Genomic DNA, 18,442 nt, shown 5'->3' with positions numbered 1-18,442 from the left:
TATTATTCTATCACAGATGACCAAAAGTGTCTTAAATTTTCCTAACATGGTATTATTAAATAAAGGTAAAGGCCAAAGAGGTGATAGTCATGGTTATCTTCTTAATCTGTATTTTAGCAGCAATAATTGTTATTGCTCTTTATTTAACGATCCATCGCGTATTTCTTAAGCGAGCAACGATGATGGTACAGAAAAACGCTCAAGACGTTACTGATGCAGCGTTAAATACTAGTTTGAAAGAAATGTTACATTGGGATAAAAATCTAAATTCTCAAATTGTTGCCGATGTTTGGGGAAAAGGTGTGCTTGCTTTTGAATACCATTTTGATTATAAAAAAGAAAATATTAATCTTGATGATTTCACACGTCAAAAACTAGCAGCAGAACTTAATGAATATGCAAAACGACACCATTTAAAGATGGCTCCCAAAGCCTCTCAACCGTTTATTATAACCGATTGGTGGAAATATGAGGGGATCTTGCATATCGATATTGCCTATTTGATAAATGAAGCAACTGTTGAGTACATTGAAGATTTAAAAAAATTAAATCAAAATAGTAATTAGTGAAAATGGCCGGGAGAAAGTGTATTTTTCTCTCGACCATTTTTTGTAAACATTAACTAATCATTACTGTATCTGCAGGCGCCTCAAATGGTTGATCTTTATTAATATGATCGTAAAATAGCACCCCATGCAAATGGTCAATTTCATGCTGACAAACAATTGCTGGATAATGCTTTAATCGTACCTTATGAGTTTCACCGTTAACATCTTGATAACGTAATGTAATGCGGTCATGTCGTGGTACGTAGCCAGGCACGTCTTTATCAACTGAAAGACAACCTTCACCTTCAGTAAGAGCACCATATTGAACCGATTCACTGACGATTACTGGATTAATGATAACGTCCTTAAATAAGGGCTTTTCATCTTCAGCAGGTGCGGGAACAAGGACAGCAGCCATTTGCTTTGAAACACCAACTTGAGGAGCGGCAAGGCCAACTCCAGCTCGTAACTTGTACTTTTCACATAATTCAGGATCTTGGCTTACTTCTAAGTATTGCATCATATCCTTTGCTAATTTTTGGTCTTCATCAGATAGGGGAAATGAGACCTTAGCAGCTCGTTTACGTAAAACGGGATTGCCATCACGGGTAATATCTTTCATTAAATACATTACTCACTATGCCTCCATATAAAAATTCAGTCATATTATAGTCTATCATAACTATTTAAAATTGCTAATGAATATGAGGATAACAATATTTAACTATAAATTTTGAAAAAACGTATACTTCACTTGGACCATTTTAACAATTCTGTCCATTAAGTTTATGAAAGCGCTTGTATTATTTAACTAATCGGTTATACTATAAATGTAGGTAAGCAATCGCTTACATGATGTTAATTGGATTTGGAAAGGAATGTTGAATATGGCCAATACCAAAGCTGTCAATTTTGCTGAGATTAAAGCCAATGAAGGGGTACCTTATGCAAAACCCGTACAAATTCTGGATAACGACGGAAATGTTGTTAACGAAGAATTAATGGCTAATTTCAGTGATGAATTATTAGTTGACTTAATGAAAAAAATGGTTTGGGAACGTGCCTTGCATGAACAAACAATGAGTTTTTCAAAGCAAGGTCGATTAGGTTTCTATGCGCCAACTTGGGGTGAAGAAGCTTCTGAAATGGGAACAGCTGCTGCATTTAAGAAGCAAGACTTCCTTTTCCCTGCTTATCGTGATTTGCCACAATTAATTCAACATGGAGCAACTGTTGCTCAAATGTACTTATGGTCAAAGGGACACATCAAAGGTAACCTTTTTGATGCACGTGCTCTCCGGCCACAAATTATTATCGGAGCGCAGATGGTCGAAATGGCTGGTGGTGCTCTTGGAATTAAGAAGAATGGTGAAAAGGACACTGTTGCCTATGCTTACACTGGTGAAGGTGGAAGCTCACAAGGGGATACTTATGAAGGAATGAACTTTGCTGGTGCATTCCAAGTACCTGGTGTATTTATTATTCAAAATAATGGATGGGCTATTTCGTTCCCACGAAAGCTACAAACTGAAGCACAAACAATTGCCCAAAAGGCTGTTGCTGCTGGAATTCCAGGTGTCCAAGTTGATGGAATGGATGTCCTTGCATGTTATGAAGTTGCTAAAGAGGCACGTGAATTTGCTGCTGCTGGTAATGGACCAGTGCTAATCGAAACATTAACATACCGGTTTGGTGCTCACAGTTCAGCAGGTGATGATCCTACTCGTTACCGGACTGAGGATGAAACAAAGCCATGGTTTGATAAAGATCCATTGATTCGTCTTCGCAAGTACCTAACGAAAAAGGGGCTTTGGTCTGAAGAAGAAGAACAAAAATATGCTGATGAATGCAAACAAAGCTTTAAAGAAGCAATGAAAGAAGCAGACTCAGTAGAACCTGAAAAAGTTAGCGATATGTTGAAGCGGACGTTTGAAGTACCAACTCCAGACATTAAAGAACAAATTAAGAAGTACGAAGAAAAGGAGTCGAAGTAATCATGGCTAAAAAGACTTATATCAAAGCTATTACTGAAGGTATTGACATCGCTTTAGCCGAAGATCCTAAGACTTTAGTATTCGGTGAAGATGTTGGTAAAAACGGTGGTGTTTTCCGTGCTACTAATGGGCTTCAAGAAAAATACGGTGTTGATCGAGTATTTAGTACCCCTCTTGCCGAATCAGGTATTTTAGGAATGTCAATTGGTTTAGCAGCAACTGGCTGGCGTCCGGTACCAGAAATTCAATTCATGGGCTTTACTTTTGAAGCAATGGATTCTATCGCTGCCCAAATGTCACGGATGCGTTTCCAATATAATGGAACAAAGCATGCGCCAATTACTATTCGGACTCCTTATGGTGGTGGTACTCATACTGCTGAACTACACGGGGATGATCTTGAAAACTTCTTCGTTGGTATTCCAGGATTACGGGTTGTTGCACCAAGTTCTGCTTACGATGCTAAGGGATTAATTATTTCTGCAATTGAAAATAACGATCCAGTTCTTTTCCTTGAAAACCTTCGTCTCTATCGTTCAGTCAAAGGTGAAGTTCCTGATGACAAGTATACTGTTCCGTTGGATAAAGCAAATGTTGTTCAAGAAGGTACTGATGTTACAATTATCGCTTATGGTGGTGAAGTATCAGAAGCACAAAAAGCCGCTAAGAAATTAGCTAAGGACAATATTTCTGCTGAGATTATCGACTTGCGTTCTCTTTACCCACTTGATACTGACACGATCTTTGAATCAATTAAGAAGACGCACCGAGTAGTTATTGTTCAAGAAGCACAAAAGATGGCTGGTGTTGGTGCCCAAGTTGCATCAGCTATTTCAGAAGGTGCAATTATGTACCTTGATGCTCCTGTTACCCGGGTTGCTGCTCCTAACTCAGTATATCCATTCCCACAAGCTGAAAATGTTTGGCTTCCAGGTGCACGTGATATTAAGGATGCCGTACGGGAAGTAATTAATTACTAAAAGTGCGGAATAGAAAGGGTGTTAATACGATATGGCATACATTTTTAGACTACCAGAAATGGGCGAAGGATTAACTGAAGGTGACGTTGCTTCTTGGCTCGTTAAAGAAGGAGAAGCAATTAAAGCTGATGATCCTTTAATTGAAATTCAAACTGATAAATCGACTACTCAATTGGTATCTCCAGTTGATGGAACTGTCAAAAAATTATTTGTAAAAGAAGACGACCACGTTGAAAAGGGCGACAAGCTCGCTGAAATTGATGATGGTAAGCCTGGTATTAGTACAAACGTCGAAAGCGAAGACGATGATGATGAAACTGATACAGGCAGTGAAGAAGCTACTGAAAGTGAAAAGTCCACGGCTCCAGCTGCAGATTCCCCTTCAGAAGATAATTCTCCAAAGGGTGGAGTAGCTCCACTTGCAGAACCAAACAAGCTTGTAATGGCAATGCCTTCTGTTCGTCAATATGCTCGTGATAAGGGTGTTGATATCTCACTTGTTCAACCAAGTGGTAACCACGGTCAAGTTCTTAAAGAAGATATTGATAACTTTAATGGGTCAGCTGCTCCAGCTAAGGAAGAAAAGAGTACGGCTACGTCAGCTAAGACTGCTCCAGTTGCAGCTAAGACCGCTGGTAATACAATCAAGCCATGGAATGCCGACCTTGAAGAACGTGAACCAATGTCTAATATGCGGAAGATTATCGCTAAGACTACTCGTGAATCAAAGGATATCTCACCACATGTTACATCATTTGATGAAGTTGAAGTATCTGCTCTAATGGCTAGTCGCAAGAAGTACAAGGCAGTTGCTGCAGAACAAGATATTCACTTGACTTTCTTGCCATACATTGTTAAGGCCTTAGTTGCCACATGCAAGAAGTTCCCAGAATTAAATGCTTCAATTGATGATTCTACTCAAGAAATTGTTTACAAGCACTACTACAATGTTGGGATCCTTACAAACACTGACCACGGTCTCTATAATCCAAATATTAAGAATGCAGATTCTAAGAGCATGTTTGAGATTGCAAAAGAAATTACTGAAAATACTCAGGCAGCCTTTGACAACAAGCTAAGTCCAGAATCAATGGCTGGTCGGACTATCAGTATCAGTAATATTGGTTCAATTGGCGGTGGCTGGTTCACCCCTGTTATCAACCAACCAGATGTTGCTATTCTTGGTGTTGGTCGAATTGACAAGGAACCATACGTTAACGAAGATGGTGAAATTGTTGTTGGTCGAATGATGAAGTTATCATTGACTTACGATCACCGTTTAATTGATGGTGGACTTGCACAACATGCATTGAACTACATGAACAAGTTATTACATGATCCAGAATTATTGATGATGGAGGGCTAGATAATGGCTGATGTTGAACAAAAGGATACAGTAATTGTTGGTGGAGGTCCTGGTGGTTATGTAGCCGCTATTCGAGCTTCAGAATTAGGTCAAAAGGTTACCTTAATTGATAAGGGAGAACCAGGTTTAGGTGGTGTTTGTTTAAACGTTGGATGTGTACCATCTAAAGCATTAATTGCTGCTGGCCACCGTTACCAAGAAACTTTAGACTCATCTATTTATGGTATTTCTAAGACCGATGCAAAGTTAGACTTTACTAAGACTCAAGAATGGAAAGACCATAAAGTTGTCGACCGTATGATTCGTGGAGTTAAGATGCTTTTGAAGAAGCATAAGGTTGAAATCATTGATGGAGAAGCAATTCTTGATAATGACCACCAACTTCGTGTAATTAAGCCTGGTCCAAAGCAATTCATGGATAATGATAATGGTCGGACTATCACATGGAAGAATTTGATTCTTGCAACAGGAAGCCGTCCAGTAGAAATTCCTCATTTTAAGTTTGAAGGCCGCGTTATTGATTCAACTGGTGGCTTAAACCTCAAGGAAGTACCAGAAGAATTAGTTGTAATTGGTGGTGGCTACATTGGTACAGAATTAGCTGGTGCCTATGCTGATCTTGGTGCTCATGTAACGATTATTGAAGGTACTGATTCAATTCTTGGTGGATTTGACCACGATATGGTTGATATTGTTGTCAAGAATCTTGAAAAGAAGGGCGTAGACATTGTAACTAAGGCAATGGCTAAAGATTCTCAGCAAGATGAAAATAGTGTTACTGTCACTTATGAAGTTGATGGTAGCGAAAAGAGCATTAAAGCTGACTACTGCATGGTATCTGTTGGTCGCAAACCAAATACTGATGATTTTGGGCTTGATATGACAAATGTTAAGTTAAACGACCGTCATCAAGTAATTGTTGATGAACAAGGCCGGACGAATGTACCTGGTATTTGGGCTATTGGAGATATTGTTCCTGGTCCTGCACTTGCTCACAAGGCATTCTTTGAAGCTAAGACTGCCGCTGGTGCAATTGCTGGTAAGAATACTGCTAACGATTGGGTTGGAGTACCAATGGTTTGTTTTGCTGATCCAGAATTAGCTCAAGTTGGTATGACGGTTGAAGAAGCTAAAGATAAAGGAATTGATGTATCTACTGCTCAATTCCCATTTGCCGGTAATGCCCGTGCTGTTTCTCTTGATGCTGCCGAAGGATTTATTCGCTTAATCTACACTAAAGATAAGAAAAATGTTATTGGTGCTCAAGGTGTCGGTCCTGGTGTTAGTGACCTTGCTGGTGAACTTTCATTGATTGTCAACTGTGGTATGAATGTTGAAGATGTTGCTTTAACAATTCACCCACACCCAACATTGAATGAACCTGTTCAAGAAGCTGCAGATATTGCGCTTGGCTTCCCAACACATATTTAAATTTTAATAAATTAGAAAAGTTCTTAGTGATGGATGACTCGATTTTGAAATCACTAAGAACTTTTTCTGTTTGGATTCTTTTAGGCCTTTTATTCCTAAATTTCCGTTTGGATTGTATAATACAAGTAGAAAATGATTGGAGGGACAAAAGATGAATTCACAAAACTATAGTTATCCCCTTGATCCATCATGGACAACTAAAGAGATGGAAACGGTAATTGCCATGTTTAGGGCGGTTGAAGATGCTTATGAAGTTGGGATTGACAGAGATAAAATTTTAGATTGTTATCGTGCTTTTAAGCAAGTCGTTCCCTCAAAGGCTGAAGAGAAACAATTGGGTCGCGAATTTGAAAAGAATTCGGGTTATGTTCTCTACCGTGTTGTCAAAGCAGCACAAGAATCAACAGATAAGCGAATTAAGATGGTTGGGCAAAAAAATGATTAGTATTGAAGAGTTAGATCAAAAAGCACAACAAATAATCCGTCAAGCAGGTCAAAATGCATACCAGAAAATGGAAAATGATTACCAGATTGATACAAAGACGAATTATACGGACCTTGTAACAACAATTGACCGGGAAAATGAACAATTAATAAATGATCAACTACGAAAAATTGATCCTGATAGTCAAATCTTAAGTGAAGAAGGATTTGGCGACAAACAAATAAGCAATATGCAAGGACATGTTTGGATTGTTGATCCGATTGATGGAACAATGAATTTTGTTAAGCAGCATAATAATTTTGCTGTTATGTTAGCATTGTATGTTGACGGTCAACCAACGCTTGGCTATATTTTAGACGTAATTAATAATCGTCTTTACCATGGTTGCAAGGGTGCTGGTGTTTATGTTAATAACCAAAAAATTAGCCAGCCAGCTGACTTAGGCTTACGTGAAAGCTTGTTAGCGATGAATCGGACTTTAACTTTAAGTGGCGATTCAGCATTAAAGAAAATCGCTCAAGACGCAATTGGCTTACGGATGTATGGTAGTGCGGGCATTGAGATGATTGATGTGATCACTGGTCAATTAGGTGGATATATCTCGAATTTGAAGCCATGGGACCTTGCTGCTGGGCGAATGTTAGCAGAAGAATTAGGCTTAGTTGTGAAATCAATTGACGGTAGTTCTATTAATGTGTTATCATCTAATCTTGTATTAGTAGCAACGAGGCAGGTTAGTCGAGATATTCGACAAATCATCAATTAGTTGTCGAGGCTGTGACCGCGATGTCACAGTTTTTTTATGAAATTGGCGATTGATAGGCCGCTGCTGTTCGACTTAAAAATGATATGACGAAAGGGAGAATCAAGTTTTGAAAACTCGTGACGACATTCGTAACATTGCGATTATTGCCCACGTTGACCACGGTAAGACTACCTTAGTTAACGAAATGTTGAAGCAATCAGATACTTTACCAGAACACTTCTCAATTGAAGATCGTGCGATGGATACTAACGCTATTGAGCGTGAACGTGGTATTACTATTCTTTCAAAAAATACTGCTGTTAAATATGACAATCACCAAATTAACATCTTGGATACACCGGGACACGCGGACTTCGGTGGTGAAGTTGAACGTGTTATGAAGATGGTTGATGGTGTATTACTTGTTGTGGATGCTTTCGAAGGGACAATGCCTCAGACACGGTTCGTTCTTAAGAAGGCCCTTGAACAACACTTAACACCAATTGTTGTGATTAACAAGGTTGACCGTAAAGGTGCTCGTCCTGAAGAAGTTGTGGATGAAGTTCTTGACCTCTTTATCGAATTAGGTGCAGATGAAGATCAACTCGACTTCCCAGTTGTTTACACTTCAGCAATGAACGGTACTTCAAGTTATGATTCAGATATTTCTACTCAAGAACACACTATGAAGCCATTGTTTGATACTATCATCAAGACAATTCCTGCTCCAGTAGACAATTCTGATGAACCACTTCAATTCCAAGTTGCTATCTTAGATTACAATGACTTCGTTGGTCGAATCGGTATTGGTCGTGTCTTCCGTGGTAAGATTAAGGTCGGCGATAATGTTACCTTAATGAAGCTTGATGGCTCAAAGAAGAATTTCCGGGTTACTAAGCTCTTTGGTTTCTTCGGTTTGAAGCGGTTGGAAATTAATGAAGCTGAAGCCGGTGACTTAATTGCGGTTTCTGGGATGGAAGACATCAACGTTGGTGAAACTGTAGCTGATGCAGAACATCCCGAAGCAATTACTCCATTACGGATTGATCCACCTACATTACAAATGACTTTCCGGACTAACGATTCTCCATTCGCTGGTCGTGAAGGTAAATTTGTTACTGCCCGTCAGCTTGAAGATCGTTTGAAGCGTGAAATGCAAACTGATGTGTCCTTAAAGGTTGAAGATACTGATGATCCAGGTGCATGGACTGTTTCTGGTCGTGGGGAATTACACCTTTCTATCTTGATCGAAACATTACGTCGTGAAGGATATGAATTATCTGTATCACGTCCACAAGTTATTTACCGTGAGATTGATGGAGTAATGAGTGAACCATTTGAAGAAGTTCAAATCGATACTCCAGATGAATATACTGGTGCAGTTATTGATAGCCTTTCTAAGCGTAAGGGTGAAATGAAGAACATGGAACCAGGCGAAAATGGTCAAACTCGTCTTATCTTCTTAGCACCATCACGTGGTTTGATTGGGTACTCAACTGAATTTATGACTATGACCCGTGGTTACGGAATCATGAGCCATACCTTTGAAAAATACGCACCAGTTATCAAGAACTGGAACCCTGGTCGTCAAAAGGGTACTCTTGTGTCCATGAATGCTGGTAAGGCTACTACTTACGCAATGATGGGTATCGAAAGTCGTGGTCAATTATTGATTGATCCAGGTACAGAAGTTTACGAAGGTATGATCGTTGGTGAAAACAGTCGTGAAAATGATATTACTGTTAACATCACCAAGGGTAAGAACTTAACGAACGTTCGTGCTGCTGGTTCTGATGAAATGGCTCACATTAAGACCCCTACTCACTTCTCCCTTGAAGAATCACTCGAATTCTTAAATGAAGATGAATACTGTGAAGTAACTCCAGAAAATATCCGTTTACGGAAGAAGACCCTTAACACAAATGCCCGTGAAAAGGAAGCTAAGCGTCGTCGTGCTGCTTCACGGAAGTAAATATTTAAAAAAGCTTGGGAGGCTAACTAGCTTTCCGAGCTTTTTTTTGTTGTATAATAATGATTGTATTTTGTTTTTAGGTAGGTGCACTTTGTGAAGAAAAAGAAATTAAGATTCCGTAAGATTCGTTCTGTATGGAATAACGTCCGCTACCTTGATTATTATATTTTAGTTCCTTATCTTGCTTTATGTTTAGTAGGAATTGTAATGGTCTATTCAGCTAGTGCTTCCATTGAAATGCAAAATGGTGGAACCCCATTAGGATATTTAGTAAAACAAACAATCTATGTTGTAATGGGAGTTGCAGTAATGGCATTTATGGCAAATTATCCTTTGCGGCATTATCGAACGCCAAGGTTTTTACGAGATTCAACATTGGTAGTTGGTGCTTTGCTTGTCATTGTTTTAGTCTTTAGCCGGGCCGTTAATGGAGCTAAAGGTTGGATATCCTTGGGCTTCTTTAATATTCAACCGGTGGAAATTTGTAAGCTATACTTTATCTTATATTTAGCTGATCGAATGGCTAAAATTAGGCAACGTGGACAACATTTTACCACTGATGCTAAAGGTCCTTGGCTCATAATTGCAGTTTTTCTTGGGTTGATTATGATTCAACCAGATATTGGAGGAATGGCGATTAACGGAGCGATTATTGCAATCATGCTTTTAGCGGCGGATTATAAATGGGGCGTTGGTTTGGGGATAATTCTTGTCTTACCAGCGCTTGGCTACCTTGGATTGGAACGACTAGTTGAAAGTGGTTTGCTCCAAGGCGGTGGATACCAAGTTGCGCGTTTTGTTGCCTTTCTAAATCCCTTTGGAAATGCTAGTGGTTCAGGAAGTCAATTAGTTAATTCCTATTACGCAATCAGCAATGGTGGTGTATTTGGGGTCGGACTTGGAAATAGTATTCAAAAAATGGGATATTTGCCAGAACCCAATACCGACTTCATTATGTCAATTACTAGTGAAGAATTGGGCTTAGTTGGGGTAACGGCAATTTTGGTTACGTTACTCTTTTTGATCTGTCGTATTATTCAAGTTGGGGTGCGCGCAGATAGTTTGTATCAAACGCTCATCTGTTACGGCTCAGCAACATTCTTTACGATTGAAACACTCTTTAACATTGGTGGAGTTCTAGGACTCTTGCCGATTACGGGGGTTACTTTCCCATTTATTAGTTATGGGGGATCAAGTATGCTAATTCTTTCTGCAACGGTAGGCATTATAATGAATATTAGTATGCAGCAAAACCGTGATCGCTTGGTTATGGGGAAACCGTTTGTTCCTGAAACAGGAGGCGTAAAGAATGTTTAAATTAATTCCACGCCGTTCCTTGATAATTTACATTAATAATAATCGTGTGATTCGAGCTCTTCGTCATTATGGTCAGATTGATTATATTTCTCGCCGAATGCATTATGTGGTAATGTATGTAGACCAAAGTGATGTCGAAAAAATAAAAGAGAAGATAAGTCGATTACGCGCAGTAAAAAAGGTTGAATTATCAGCTCGACCAGATTTAGACCCAACGTTAGCTGATCTTGAATTAACGGGGGTCTATCAATTACATGATGAGGATGATAAAAAATGAGAATTGTTGCAGGAGACTTTGGGGGACGAAAACTAAGCGCTGTTCCGGGGATGGCAACTCGTCCAACAACTGATAAAGTTAAAGAAGCGTTGTTTAACATAATCGGTCCTTACTTTAATGGCGGAACTAGTCTAGATTTGTTTGCCGGAAGCGGTGGATTAAGTATTGAAGCTGTATCGCGCGGAATCAATCAGGCAGTCTTAGTTGATCGTCAATATCAAGCAATCAAAACAATTAAGAAGAATATTGACGTTACAAAACATGTTGAACAATTTAAAGTTTATAAAATGGACGCTCACAAAGCGTTGAATTTGTTTGCAAAAGACAAATTGAAATTTAACCTGGTCTTTTTAGATCCGCCCTATGCTAAACAGCAAATTGTTAATGATATGGAGCAGATGGTTAAAAACAATTTGCTAGCTAAAGATGCAATAATTGTGGCAGAAACAGATCAGAATGCGAAATTGCCGACAGATTTAGCTGAGTTTAACTTTATTCGTCGTCAAGAATATGGAATTACGGTTTTAACAATTTATCAATATAAAGGAGAATCAAAATAATGAAAGTTGCAGTTTTTCCTGGATCATTTGACCCATTAACACTTGGACATTTAGACTTAATTAAGCGAGGAAGTGCGTTGTTTGATCAATTGGCAGTGGCGGTAATGACTAATGAAAGTAAAAACCCGCTGTTTACTGTTGAAGAACGAGTAGCGCAAATTAAAGAGGCTGTTAGTGGGCTAGATAATGTTTCGGTTATTACAACGGAAGGCTTAACTGTTGATCTAATGAACCGCATTGGTGCAGATTACTTAATGCGTGGTTTGCGTAATACTACTGATTTTCAATATGAACGTGATATTGCGGCGATGAATAACTTTTTAGATGATCAGTGTGAGACCGTCTTTTTCCTTGCTAAGCCTGAATATCAGCACTTATCTAGTAGTTTGCTGAAAGAAGTAACATCGGCTGGGGGAGATATCTCAGCTTATCTTCCTGCTAATATTAATGAAGCACTAAAAAAGCGTTTAATGGAACGAGAAATGTTACGGGTTAAGAAAGACAATGAAAAAGCAAGATAATGTAATATTACGACGAATAGGAATTATTTTAGGACTTGTCCTTTTACTAGGCTGCTTTTTGTTCTGGCCCCTAAATTCCTATATCGAAAGTCCGGGAACGGCAGCTGATTTACAGTCTTTTGTTAAAATAAAGGGACACCCCGATCGATATAAGGGGAGTTTTATGTTGACATCGGTGGCGATTCAACGCGCCCATCCTGCAACATATTTATATGCCAAAATGATGCCCTATATGTCAATCGAGAGTGCAGAGGATGTAACTGGCGGTCAAAATAGTGCAACGTATGACCGTGTCCAAAAATTTTATATGGATAGCTCAATTAACGAGGCGATTGCAGTTGCTTACAATGCCGCTCACCAAAAAGTGACGCGACGCTATCTAGGAATTTATGTATTGCAAGTTCAGCCTAATTCTAAATTTAAACATGATATTCATGTTGGAGACACAATTACAAAAGTAGATGGTCATCACTTTAATACCGCTCAAGGCTTTCAAAAATATATTGGTGCTAAAAAAGTTGGCACTCCGTTAGCGGTTACTTATACTCGAGATGGGAAAACTAAAACTGTAACTCATCCGCTTGTTAAAATTGCTAATACTAATAAGCCGGGAATTGGGATCATCCTTACTAACAATATGCAAGTTAAGACTAAGGTCCCAGTAAAGGTTGATGCTGGTCAATACGGTGGACCATCCGGCGGCTTAATGTTCAGTTTACAAATATATCAACAAATTAGTGGAAAAGATTTGCAACGGGGACGTAAAATTGCCGGAACTGGAACGATAAATTCAGACGGGACCGTTGGAGAAATTGGTGGAATTGACAAGAAAGTAATCGCCGCGCACCGTGCAGGAGCCACTATTTTCTTTGCCCCTTATATAAAACCAACGAAAGAGATTCTTAAGTATGAAGAAGGTCATCTGACTAATTATCAAATGGCTAAAAAAGCAGCTAAAAAATATGCACCGGGAATGAAGGTTGTCCCAGTCACTTCCTTTGATGACGCGGTGAAATATTTACAAACGCATAAGTAAATTAAAAAGGGAGCGAGACAGAAGTCACTTGTGACTTCGTTTTCGAGCCCCCGCAAGCAACAATAGGCCTCCAACGTTCGGCTTTTTTGCCGGACGTTGGAGGCCATTGTTGTACTGCGTATTTGCTTTTTATGAAAGTAACTTAACTTATGTCACAGTCCCTTTTTTTAATGCAAAATTGATTTTTTTACGTATTTATATTTATAGGGAGGTGAGAAACATGCAGCAATTATCAGAATTATGGATAAAATATCGAGTACAAGTGCTGATGATAGTGATTGCTGCAGTGGTTGGGGGATATTGGATACTTAATAAAAACAATAACGATGCTTTAATTTCAAATACTAATGCTGTTTTAACAAGTAGCGAAACGGGAAGCAGTTTAACTTCTACCACTACGATGAAAGGGACCGTTGCCATTGATATAAAGGGTGCCGTAAAAATGCCCGGAGTTTATGAGTTGAAAGCAGATGATCGTGTGAACGAAGCCTTGAAGGCGGCAGGTGGACCACTACCCAATGCAGATTTGCGTCAAGTGAATCTTGCTAAACAATTAACAGATCAGCAAATGATCTATATTCCGCTTCAAGGCGAAACGCCGGTAGCTTCCAGCAGTACAGAACCATCAGCAGCTAATAATGAAAATGGCAACGATAATTCTGCAAAGATAAATCTAAATACGGCAACCAAAGAACAACTATGTCAAATAACGGGAATTGGCGATAAAAAAGCAGACTTGATATTACAATACCGACAAGAACACGGTCAGTTTAAGAGTATTGACGAACTTAAAGAAATAAATGGCTTTGGCGAAAAAACTGTTGCTAAACTAAAAGATCACCTATCTATCTAGTTTTTATTTTTTTGATGAAGATATTTGTTATACTATATTTCAAATATAGAGGAGTGAAATAATATGAAACCGAGAATTGATTGGGACCAGTATTTTATGATTCAAGCAGCTTTATTGGCGTCGCGAAGTACCTGCAACCGCCTTTCAGTAGGTGCAGTTTTAGTTCGTGATAAGCGGATAATTGCTGGTGGGTACAATGGCTCAGTCGCTGGCGATGCACATTGTATTGATGAAGGCTGCTATTTACGTGATGGACATTGTGTACGAACTATTCATGCAGAAATGAATGCTCTGTTGCAGTGTGCTAAGTTTGGTATTTCTGCTGATGGGGCAAGTATTTATGTAACAGATTTTCCTTGTTTACAATGTACCAAAAGTTTATTGCAGACTGGAATTAAGGAGATAAATTATATTCGTAATTATCACAATGATGATTATGCAATGAAATTACTTAAACTAAAAAATGTTGCGCTTCATCAGATTAAATTAGATAGTGATATTTTAGAAGAGGTCGATCTGGACCAGTATATCAACCCAGATCAAAAATAGATTATTCAACACTTTTGGCTTTTTTCTGCGCTAATTGCAAGTTTAGTAGCGGTTAGTTTCTTTAGTTCATATTGGTTAATTTTTCTTTTAATTGTTATATTTTACCGAATTGCTGTATTAAAAAGGCCAATAGTACTTGGGATTGGAGTGCTGACATGTTTATTAATGGCGATTTTGTGTTACAGTTTACAAAAAAATTGGGCAACTATTACGGCAGATAAGCAAATGGAAGTTACCCAAAGAATATTAGTTTACCCTGATGAATTAAAATTCAATGGAAATTTTATGACAGGGACTGCGATCGACATTCAAACTGGACAACGCGAAGCAATAACGATGTCGTTTAAGTCACCCCAGATGCTAAAAAATATTGATAAGCTTACAACACCCTCGATATGGCTTATTAATGGGCAGTTAAAACCGATTATTCCTCGTACAAATGAAAATCAATTTGATAACTTAACTTATAACCATCATCGTCGGATCTGTAATCAAGTTCAAATTAACCGGGTAGAGCAAATGGTTAGGCAAAAAAGAGGGATAGTTGGCTGGTGTCATACATTAAGAAAACGACTCAGCCTCTACTTTGAAACTTTACCGCCTCCTCTTAGTGCGTATTGCCAACAATTAATAATTGGCAGCAGTAATGAGGATTCGGCTGAATTAATGGTAAGTATCAAAAGGCTTGGCCTGCTTCACCTTTTTTGCATTTCAGGAATGCATATCGTACTTTTCACTGATTTATTACGGCGACTATTGGTTCATTTATGGTGGCGTAAAGAATCGATTGATTTATTCTTAATTATTATTTTGCCGTTTTATCTTCTCATTGGTGGTGGAGCAACAAGCTTGATAAGAGCAACCATTATGGCTGAACTTGGCCTTCTTCATCGATATTTAAATTTGGACCGTCTTGATGGGTGGGCGCTGAGCTTATTAATTGGATTGGTTATTGATCCGTTGCTATTGCTTACATTAGGCGGTCAATTAAGCTATTTGCTTTCTTTTATTCTTCAAGTTCTTCCAGAATCAGTACGTGGTTTTAAGCAGTCTTTATTATTAAATTTAATTAGTTTGCCTTCGTTATTGAGTTATGTATATGAGGTTCATCTTCTAAGTTTTGGGGTTAGTTATTTAATAATTCCGCTATTTTCTACAGTTGTTTTTCCAGCGGTCTTGGTTGGGGCACTTAGTTTTAAGCTTTTTGAACCACTCACGTATCTAATTAATGCTGGTTTAAAATGCTTTCAATATATTTTAAATTGGTTATCTGATTTTCCAGGAATGATTCATTTTGGGAAGCCACCGTTAATTTTGGCCCTTCTATTATTTGCGGCATCTTTATTTGTTGTTTCTCAAGATACATCTTTAAAATCATGGAAAATATTAGCCTTATTGTATGTAATTACTGGAGGGATAATTCATTTTCCGCTTAATGGCGAAGTTACCTTTGTTGATATTGGACAGGGGGACTCGATAATTATTAGAGAACCTTTTAATCGACGGGTAACAATGATTGATACAGGAGGCAAATTAAATTTTAAAAAGCCGGATTGGGCGACTTCAAAGCATTCTCAAGATGATGCTCAACGAATAACCATTAATTATTTGAAAAGTAAAGGCATCAGGCAAATCGATAATATTTGTTTAACTCACCATGATGCAGATCATATCGGCTATTTAACAACGATTTTGGATAATATAGCAGTGAAAAGACTGATTGTCCCAGCGGGGATGGAAAGACAACCAGCACTTCTTAATAAAGTAAGGACTGCTGAAAAGTCATCGCCAGTGATAATTCCGGTGACTGATAATGTTAAGTTGTCATCATTTCCATTGCAAATTCTACATCCTTTTGTTCCGGGTGAAGGTAAAAATGAAGATTCTTTAGTATTAGCTGGGAAATTTGGTGGGAAAAGATTCCTTTTTACTGGGGATTTGGACCAGAAAAATGAAGAAAAAGTTATTCAAAAGTATCCGCAACTAAAGTCAGATATCTTAAAAGCTGGGCATCATGGCAGTAAAACTGCTAGTAGTTATTCATTTTTGCAGACAGTTGCTCCTAAGTATGCGATAATTTCAGCTGGACGATTTAATAGGTATCACCATCCTGATGAAATAACAATAAAAAATTTTCAAAGATTAAATATTAATTACTTATCAACGCAGCAATTTGGAATGATACAATATGTATACCGTGGTCAAAATGGAAAAATAAAAACAACATTGAGGGGAGATGAGACAAGTTGGACATTGCCCAATTATCTACACAATTAAAAACTAAAACCCCAGCAATGGTATATTTGATTTTAGGGAAACAACAGGTTCTTCAACAGCAGGCAATTGATGCTTTTACAAGCCTTATTCCAGAGAATGAACAGGTCATGAATGTTGGTCGATATGATATGGAAGCCACGCCATTGGCAGTTGCCTTGGATGATGCGATGGCGACTCCATTTTTTGGTGAACGACGATTAGTTATTATCAATAAACCGTTCTTCTTAACTGGTGAGAAAAGACATTCGAAAGTTGAACATGATTTGGATAGCTTAAAAAAGTATCTTGAACACCCTGAACCGTCTACAATTTTAGTTTTTGCGGCTCCTTATGAAAAGCTTGATGGACGAAAAGGGATTGTAAAGCAATTAAAGAAGACAGCAGTTTTAGTTGATGCTAGTCCACTTGATGAACGAGCAGCTCGTCAAAGAGTGAGAACTCAATTATCAACTGCTGGTTTTGAATTATCAGAAGCTGCTTTGGATGAGTTGGTTCAACGGACTAATGCGGATTATGGGATGATGGATGCAAGCTTAACTAAATTGAAGATTTTGGCTTATCATGAAAAAAAGATTGATCAAAACATGGTAGCCGCTCTAGTTCCGCAATCATTAGATGAAAATGTATTTGATTTAGTCACTGCGGTTCTTAAGCATAATCAAATAAAGGCCTTAGATCTCTATCAACAGCTATTAGCGGGCCAGCAACCGCCGTTAAGGATTAATGCAGTGCTAGTAGGACAGTTTCGGCTGTTGATTCAAATAAAAGTATTAAGTAAACGCGGTCTTACGCAAGGGAGTCTAGCGAGTCAGCTTAATGTCCATCCTTATCGGATTAAATTGGGATTAAAAACTGCGCGTGATTTCTCAATGCAGGCGTTAGAAAATGCCTATTTGGGATTAATTCGTATTGAACAATCGTTAAAAACGACACAACGCGATCCTTCACTTTTGTTTCAGTTATTTATGTTACAGTATTCTCAGCAGAGCAAAGGGGCATGAGATACAAAAAGAGAGGCTGGGAATTAACTATTAATTTTTGGTTCTCTAACAGTAAAATCCGGACTATGATTTTTGATCGATTCAAAAATCGTAGTCCGGATTTTAAATTATTTATGAAATTAGTCTCCAATCGACTAATTGATTGTCCAAATTTTGTTAGATTTAATGCCATCAAGGCTAGCCCGATATCATTTTCCACAGCTCGTTGTCCACGGAGATGAGTTCGGCGTATGCCAAAATCCCTCTTCATGTGACCAAAGACTGGCTCAACGTCGAACTTCCGTCGACGATAAATTGCCTTGCCTTCGTCACTTGAGAGGGCATCTTTAACTTTAGCTTTATAATAATTCCAGGTTGGGTTAACCTTCATATAGCGTTGACGACCACCTGGTGTCTTCGCTAGTTCATCTAATTTAACTGATAGTTGATGTTTATCAGCACGATAGATTTTGAAGTCACGCTTAAAGCCATACTTATCAGTGGATTTACTATAGCGATAAAAACTAAAACGAACTCCTTGATGATCAATGTAGTAGTCGTCATTAGCGTTATATTCCCAATTCTGTGACC

Annotated in this window: 19 protein-coding genes; 17 read left to right on the top strand and 2 right to left on the bottom strand. The window is 38.4% G+C overall.

The window, feature by feature from the left end; all coding sequences use genetic code 11:
* Positions 1-89: 89 nt before the first annotated feature.
* The gene (locus tag LMC10_RS03175) at positions 90-566 is read left to right on the top strand and encodes a hypothetical protein (RefSeq protein ID WP_229268899.1); all 477 of its coding nucleotides are present in this window, start codon (positions 90-92) and stop codon (positions 564-566) included.
* Positions 567-618: 52 nt separating this feature from the next.
* Here the strand turns inward: LMC10_RS03175 and def are convergent, their stop codons facing one another.
* The gene (gene def / locus LMC10_RS03170; protein ID WP_094502557.1) at positions 619-1,179 is read right to left on the bottom strand and encodes a peptide deformylase; all 561 of its coding nucleotides are present in this window, start codon (positions 1,177-1,179) and stop codon (positions 619-621) included.
* 256 nt (positions 1,180-1,435) lie between these two features.
* On the opposite strand from def, the gene pdhA reads away from it, so the two are divergent.
* From pdhA to holA, 16 genes are all read left to right on the top strand, one after another.
* The gene (gene pdhA, locus LMC10_RS03165; protein ID WP_019254060.1) at positions 1,436-2,542 is read left to right on the top strand and encodes a pyruvate dehydrogenase (acetyl-transferring) E1 component subunit alpha; all 1,107 of its coding nucleotides are present in this window, start codon (positions 1,436-1,438) and stop codon (positions 2,540-2,542) included.
* Between the two features lie 2 nt (positions 2,543-2,544).
* Positions 2,545-3,522: an alpha-ketoacid dehydrogenase subunit beta gene (locus LMC10_RS03160; protein ID WP_229268898.1), complete on the top strand. Its 978-nt coding sequence runs from the start codon at positions 2,545-2,547 to the stop codon at positions 3,520-3,522.
* 31 nt (positions 3,523-3,553) lie between these two features.
* Entirely contained in the window at positions 3,554-4,888 is a 1,335-nt protein-coding gene (locus LMC10_RS03155; RefSeq protein WP_229268897.1) for a 2-oxo acid dehydrogenase subunit E2, read from the top strand.
* Between the two features lie 3 nt (positions 4,889-4,891).
* Entirely contained in the window at positions 4,892-6,319 is a 1,428-nt protein-coding gene (lpdA, locus tag LMC10_RS03150) for a dihydrolipoyl dehydrogenase (RefSeq protein WP_003668265.1), read from the top strand.
* 151 nt (positions 6,320-6,470) lie between these two features.
* On the top strand, positions 6,471-6,764 hold the full coding sequence (locus LMC10_RS03145; protein WP_003674372.1) for a UPF0223 family protein: 294 nt from the start codon (positions 6,471-6,473) through the stop codon (positions 6,762-6,764).
* On the top strand, positions 6,757-7,530 hold the full coding sequence (locus tag LMC10_RS03140) for an inositol monophosphatase family protein (protein WP_229268896.1): 774 nt from the start codon (positions 6,757-6,759) through the stop codon (positions 7,528-7,530). The genes LMC10_RS03145 and LMC10_RS03140 overlap by 8 nt, the downstream gene beginning before the upstream one ends.
* A 106-nt stretch (positions 7,531-7,636) precedes the next feature.
* Positions 7,637-9,481, top strand: coding sequence for a translational GTPase TypA (gene typA, locus LMC10_RS03135; RefSeq protein ID WP_229268895.1), 1,845 nt, complete (start codon positions 7,637-7,639; stop codon positions 9,479-9,481).
* A gap of 93 nt (positions 9,482-9,574) precedes the next feature.
* Positions 9,575-10,798, top strand: a complete 1,224-nt coding sequence (locus LMC10_RS03130; protein ID WP_019254065.1) for an FtsW/RodA/SpoVE family cell cycle protein — start codon at positions 9,575-9,577, stop codon at positions 10,796-10,798.
* On the top strand, positions 10,791-11,075 hold the full coding sequence (locus LMC10_RS03125; RefSeq protein WP_003666818.1) for a YlbG family protein: 285 nt from the start codon (positions 10,791-10,793) through the stop codon (positions 11,073-11,075). Before LMC10_RS03130 ends, LMC10_RS03125 begins: the two co-directional genes overlap by 8 nt.
* Positions 11,072-11,635 carry a 16S rRNA (guanine(966)-N(2))-methyltransferase RsmD gene (gene rsmD, locus LMC10_RS03120; RefSeq protein ID WP_229268894.1) on the top strand — a complete coding sequence of 188 codons (564 nt, stop codon included), beginning with the start codon at positions 11,072-11,074 and terminating at the stop codon, positions 11,633-11,635. Before LMC10_RS03125 ends, rsmD begins: the two co-directional genes overlap by 4 nt.
* Entirely contained in the window at positions 11,635-12,156 is a 522-nt protein-coding gene (gene coaD / locus LMC10_RS03115) for a pantetheine-phosphate adenylyltransferase (protein WP_003668252.1), read from the top strand. The genes rsmD and coaD overlap by 1 nt, the downstream gene beginning before the upstream one ends.
* The gene (locus LMC10_RS03110) at positions 12,140-13,192 is read left to right on the top strand and encodes a SepM family pheromone-processing serine protease (protein ID WP_229268893.1); all 1,053 of its coding nucleotides are present in this window, start codon (positions 12,140-12,142) and stop codon (positions 13,190-13,192) included. The genes coaD and LMC10_RS03110 overlap by 17 nt, the downstream gene beginning before the upstream one ends.
* 220 nt (positions 13,193-13,412) lie before the next feature.
* A complete protein-coding gene (locus LMC10_RS03105) occupies positions 13,413-14,045 on the top strand; it encodes a helix-hairpin-helix domain-containing protein (protein WP_035168135.1) in 633 nt (210 codons plus the stop codon).
* 63 nt (positions 14,046-14,108) lie between these two features.
* Positions 14,109-14,594: a ComE operon protein 2 gene (locus tag LMC10_RS03100; protein ID WP_003666825.1), complete on the top strand. Its 486-nt coding sequence runs from the start codon at positions 14,109-14,111 to the stop codon at positions 14,592-14,594.
* 165 nt (positions 14,595-14,759) lie between these two features.
* Positions 14,760-16,871 (top strand): DNA internalization-related competence protein ComEC/Rec2, encoded by a 2,112-nt coding sequence (locus LMC10_RS03095; RefSeq protein WP_324294039.1) that lies wholly within the window; start codon positions 14,760-14,762, stop codon positions 16,869-16,871.
* A complete protein-coding gene (gene holA, locus LMC10_RS03090) occupies positions 16,841-17,872 on the top strand; it encodes a DNA polymerase III subunit delta (RefSeq protein ID WP_229268891.1) in 1,032 nt (343 codons plus the stop codon). The genes LMC10_RS03095 and holA overlap by 31 nt, the downstream gene beginning before the upstream one ends.
* Here the strand turns inward: holA and LMC10_RS03085 are convergent.
* Positions 17,835-18,442: transposase (locus LMC10_RS03085; RefSeq protein WP_229268890.1), on the bottom strand; the 608-nt coding region annotated here is incomplete at its 5' end. The genes holA and LMC10_RS03085 overlap by 38 nt on opposite strands.

Origin of the sequence: Limosilactobacillus reuteri subsp. simiae (genome assembly GCF_020784875.1) — a bacterium.
Taxonomy (GTDB): domain Bacteria; phylum Bacillota; class Bacilli; order Lactobacillales; family Lactobacillaceae; genus Limosilactobacillus; species Limosilactobacillus reuteri_H.
This window is presented reverse-complemented; position numbering and strand designations above follow the sequence as displayed.

Coding starts and splice junctions, on each gene's coding strand:
- pdhA (WP_019254060.1), top strand. CDS start 1,436: ATGGCCAATACCAAAGCTGTCAATTTTGCTGAGATTAAAGCCAATGAA.
- coaD (WP_003668252.1), top strand. CDS start 11,635: ATGAAAGTTGCAGTTTTTCCTGGATCATTTGACCCATTAACACTTGGA.
- LMC10_RS03175 (WP_229268899.1), top strand. CDS start 90: ATGGTTATCTTCTTAATCTGTATTTTAGCAGCAATAATTGTTATTGCT.
- lpdA (WP_003668265.1), top strand. CDS start 4,892: ATGGCTGATGTTGAACAAAAGGATACAGTAATTGTTGGTGGAGGTCCT.
- LMC10_RS03155 (WP_229268897.1), top strand. CDS start 3,554: ATGGCATACATTTTTAGACTACCAGAAATGGGCGAAGGATTAACTGAA.
- def (WP_094502557.1), bottom strand. CDS start 1,179: ATGTATTTAATGAAAGATATTACCCGTGATGGCAATCCCGTTTTACGT.
- LMC10_RS03125 (WP_003666818.1), top strand. CDS start 10,791: ATGTTTAAATTAATTCCACGCCGTTCCTTGATAATTTACATTAATAAT.
- LMC10_RS03160 (WP_229268898.1), top strand. CDS start 2,545: ATGGCTAAAAAGACTTATATCAAAGCTATTACTGAAGGTATTGACATC.
- LMC10_RS03145 (WP_003674372.1), top strand. CDS start 6,471: ATGAATTCACAAAACTATAGTTATCCCCTTGATCCATCATGGACAACT.
- LMC10_RS03095 (WP_324294039.1), top strand. CDS start 14,760: ATGGCGATTTTGTGTTACAGTTTACAAAAAAATTGGGCAACTATTACG.
- LMC10_RS03100 (WP_003666825.1), top strand. CDS start 14,109: ATGAAACCGAGAATTGATTGGGACCAGTATTTTATGATTCAAGCAGCT.
- rsmD (WP_229268894.1), top strand. CDS start 11,072: ATGAGAATTGTTGCAGGAGACTTTGGGGGACGAAAACTAAGCGCTGTT.
- LMC10_RS03110 (WP_229268893.1), top strand. CDS start 12,140: ATGAAAAAGCAAGATAATGTAATATTACGACGAATAGGAATTATTTTA.
- LMC10_RS03140 (WP_229268896.1), top strand. CDS start 6,757: ATGATTAGTATTGAAGAGTTAGATCAAAAAGCACAACAAATAATCCGT.
- LMC10_RS03105 (WP_035168135.1), top strand. CDS start 13,413: ATGCAGCAATTATCAGAATTATGGATAAAATATCGAGTACAAGTGCTG.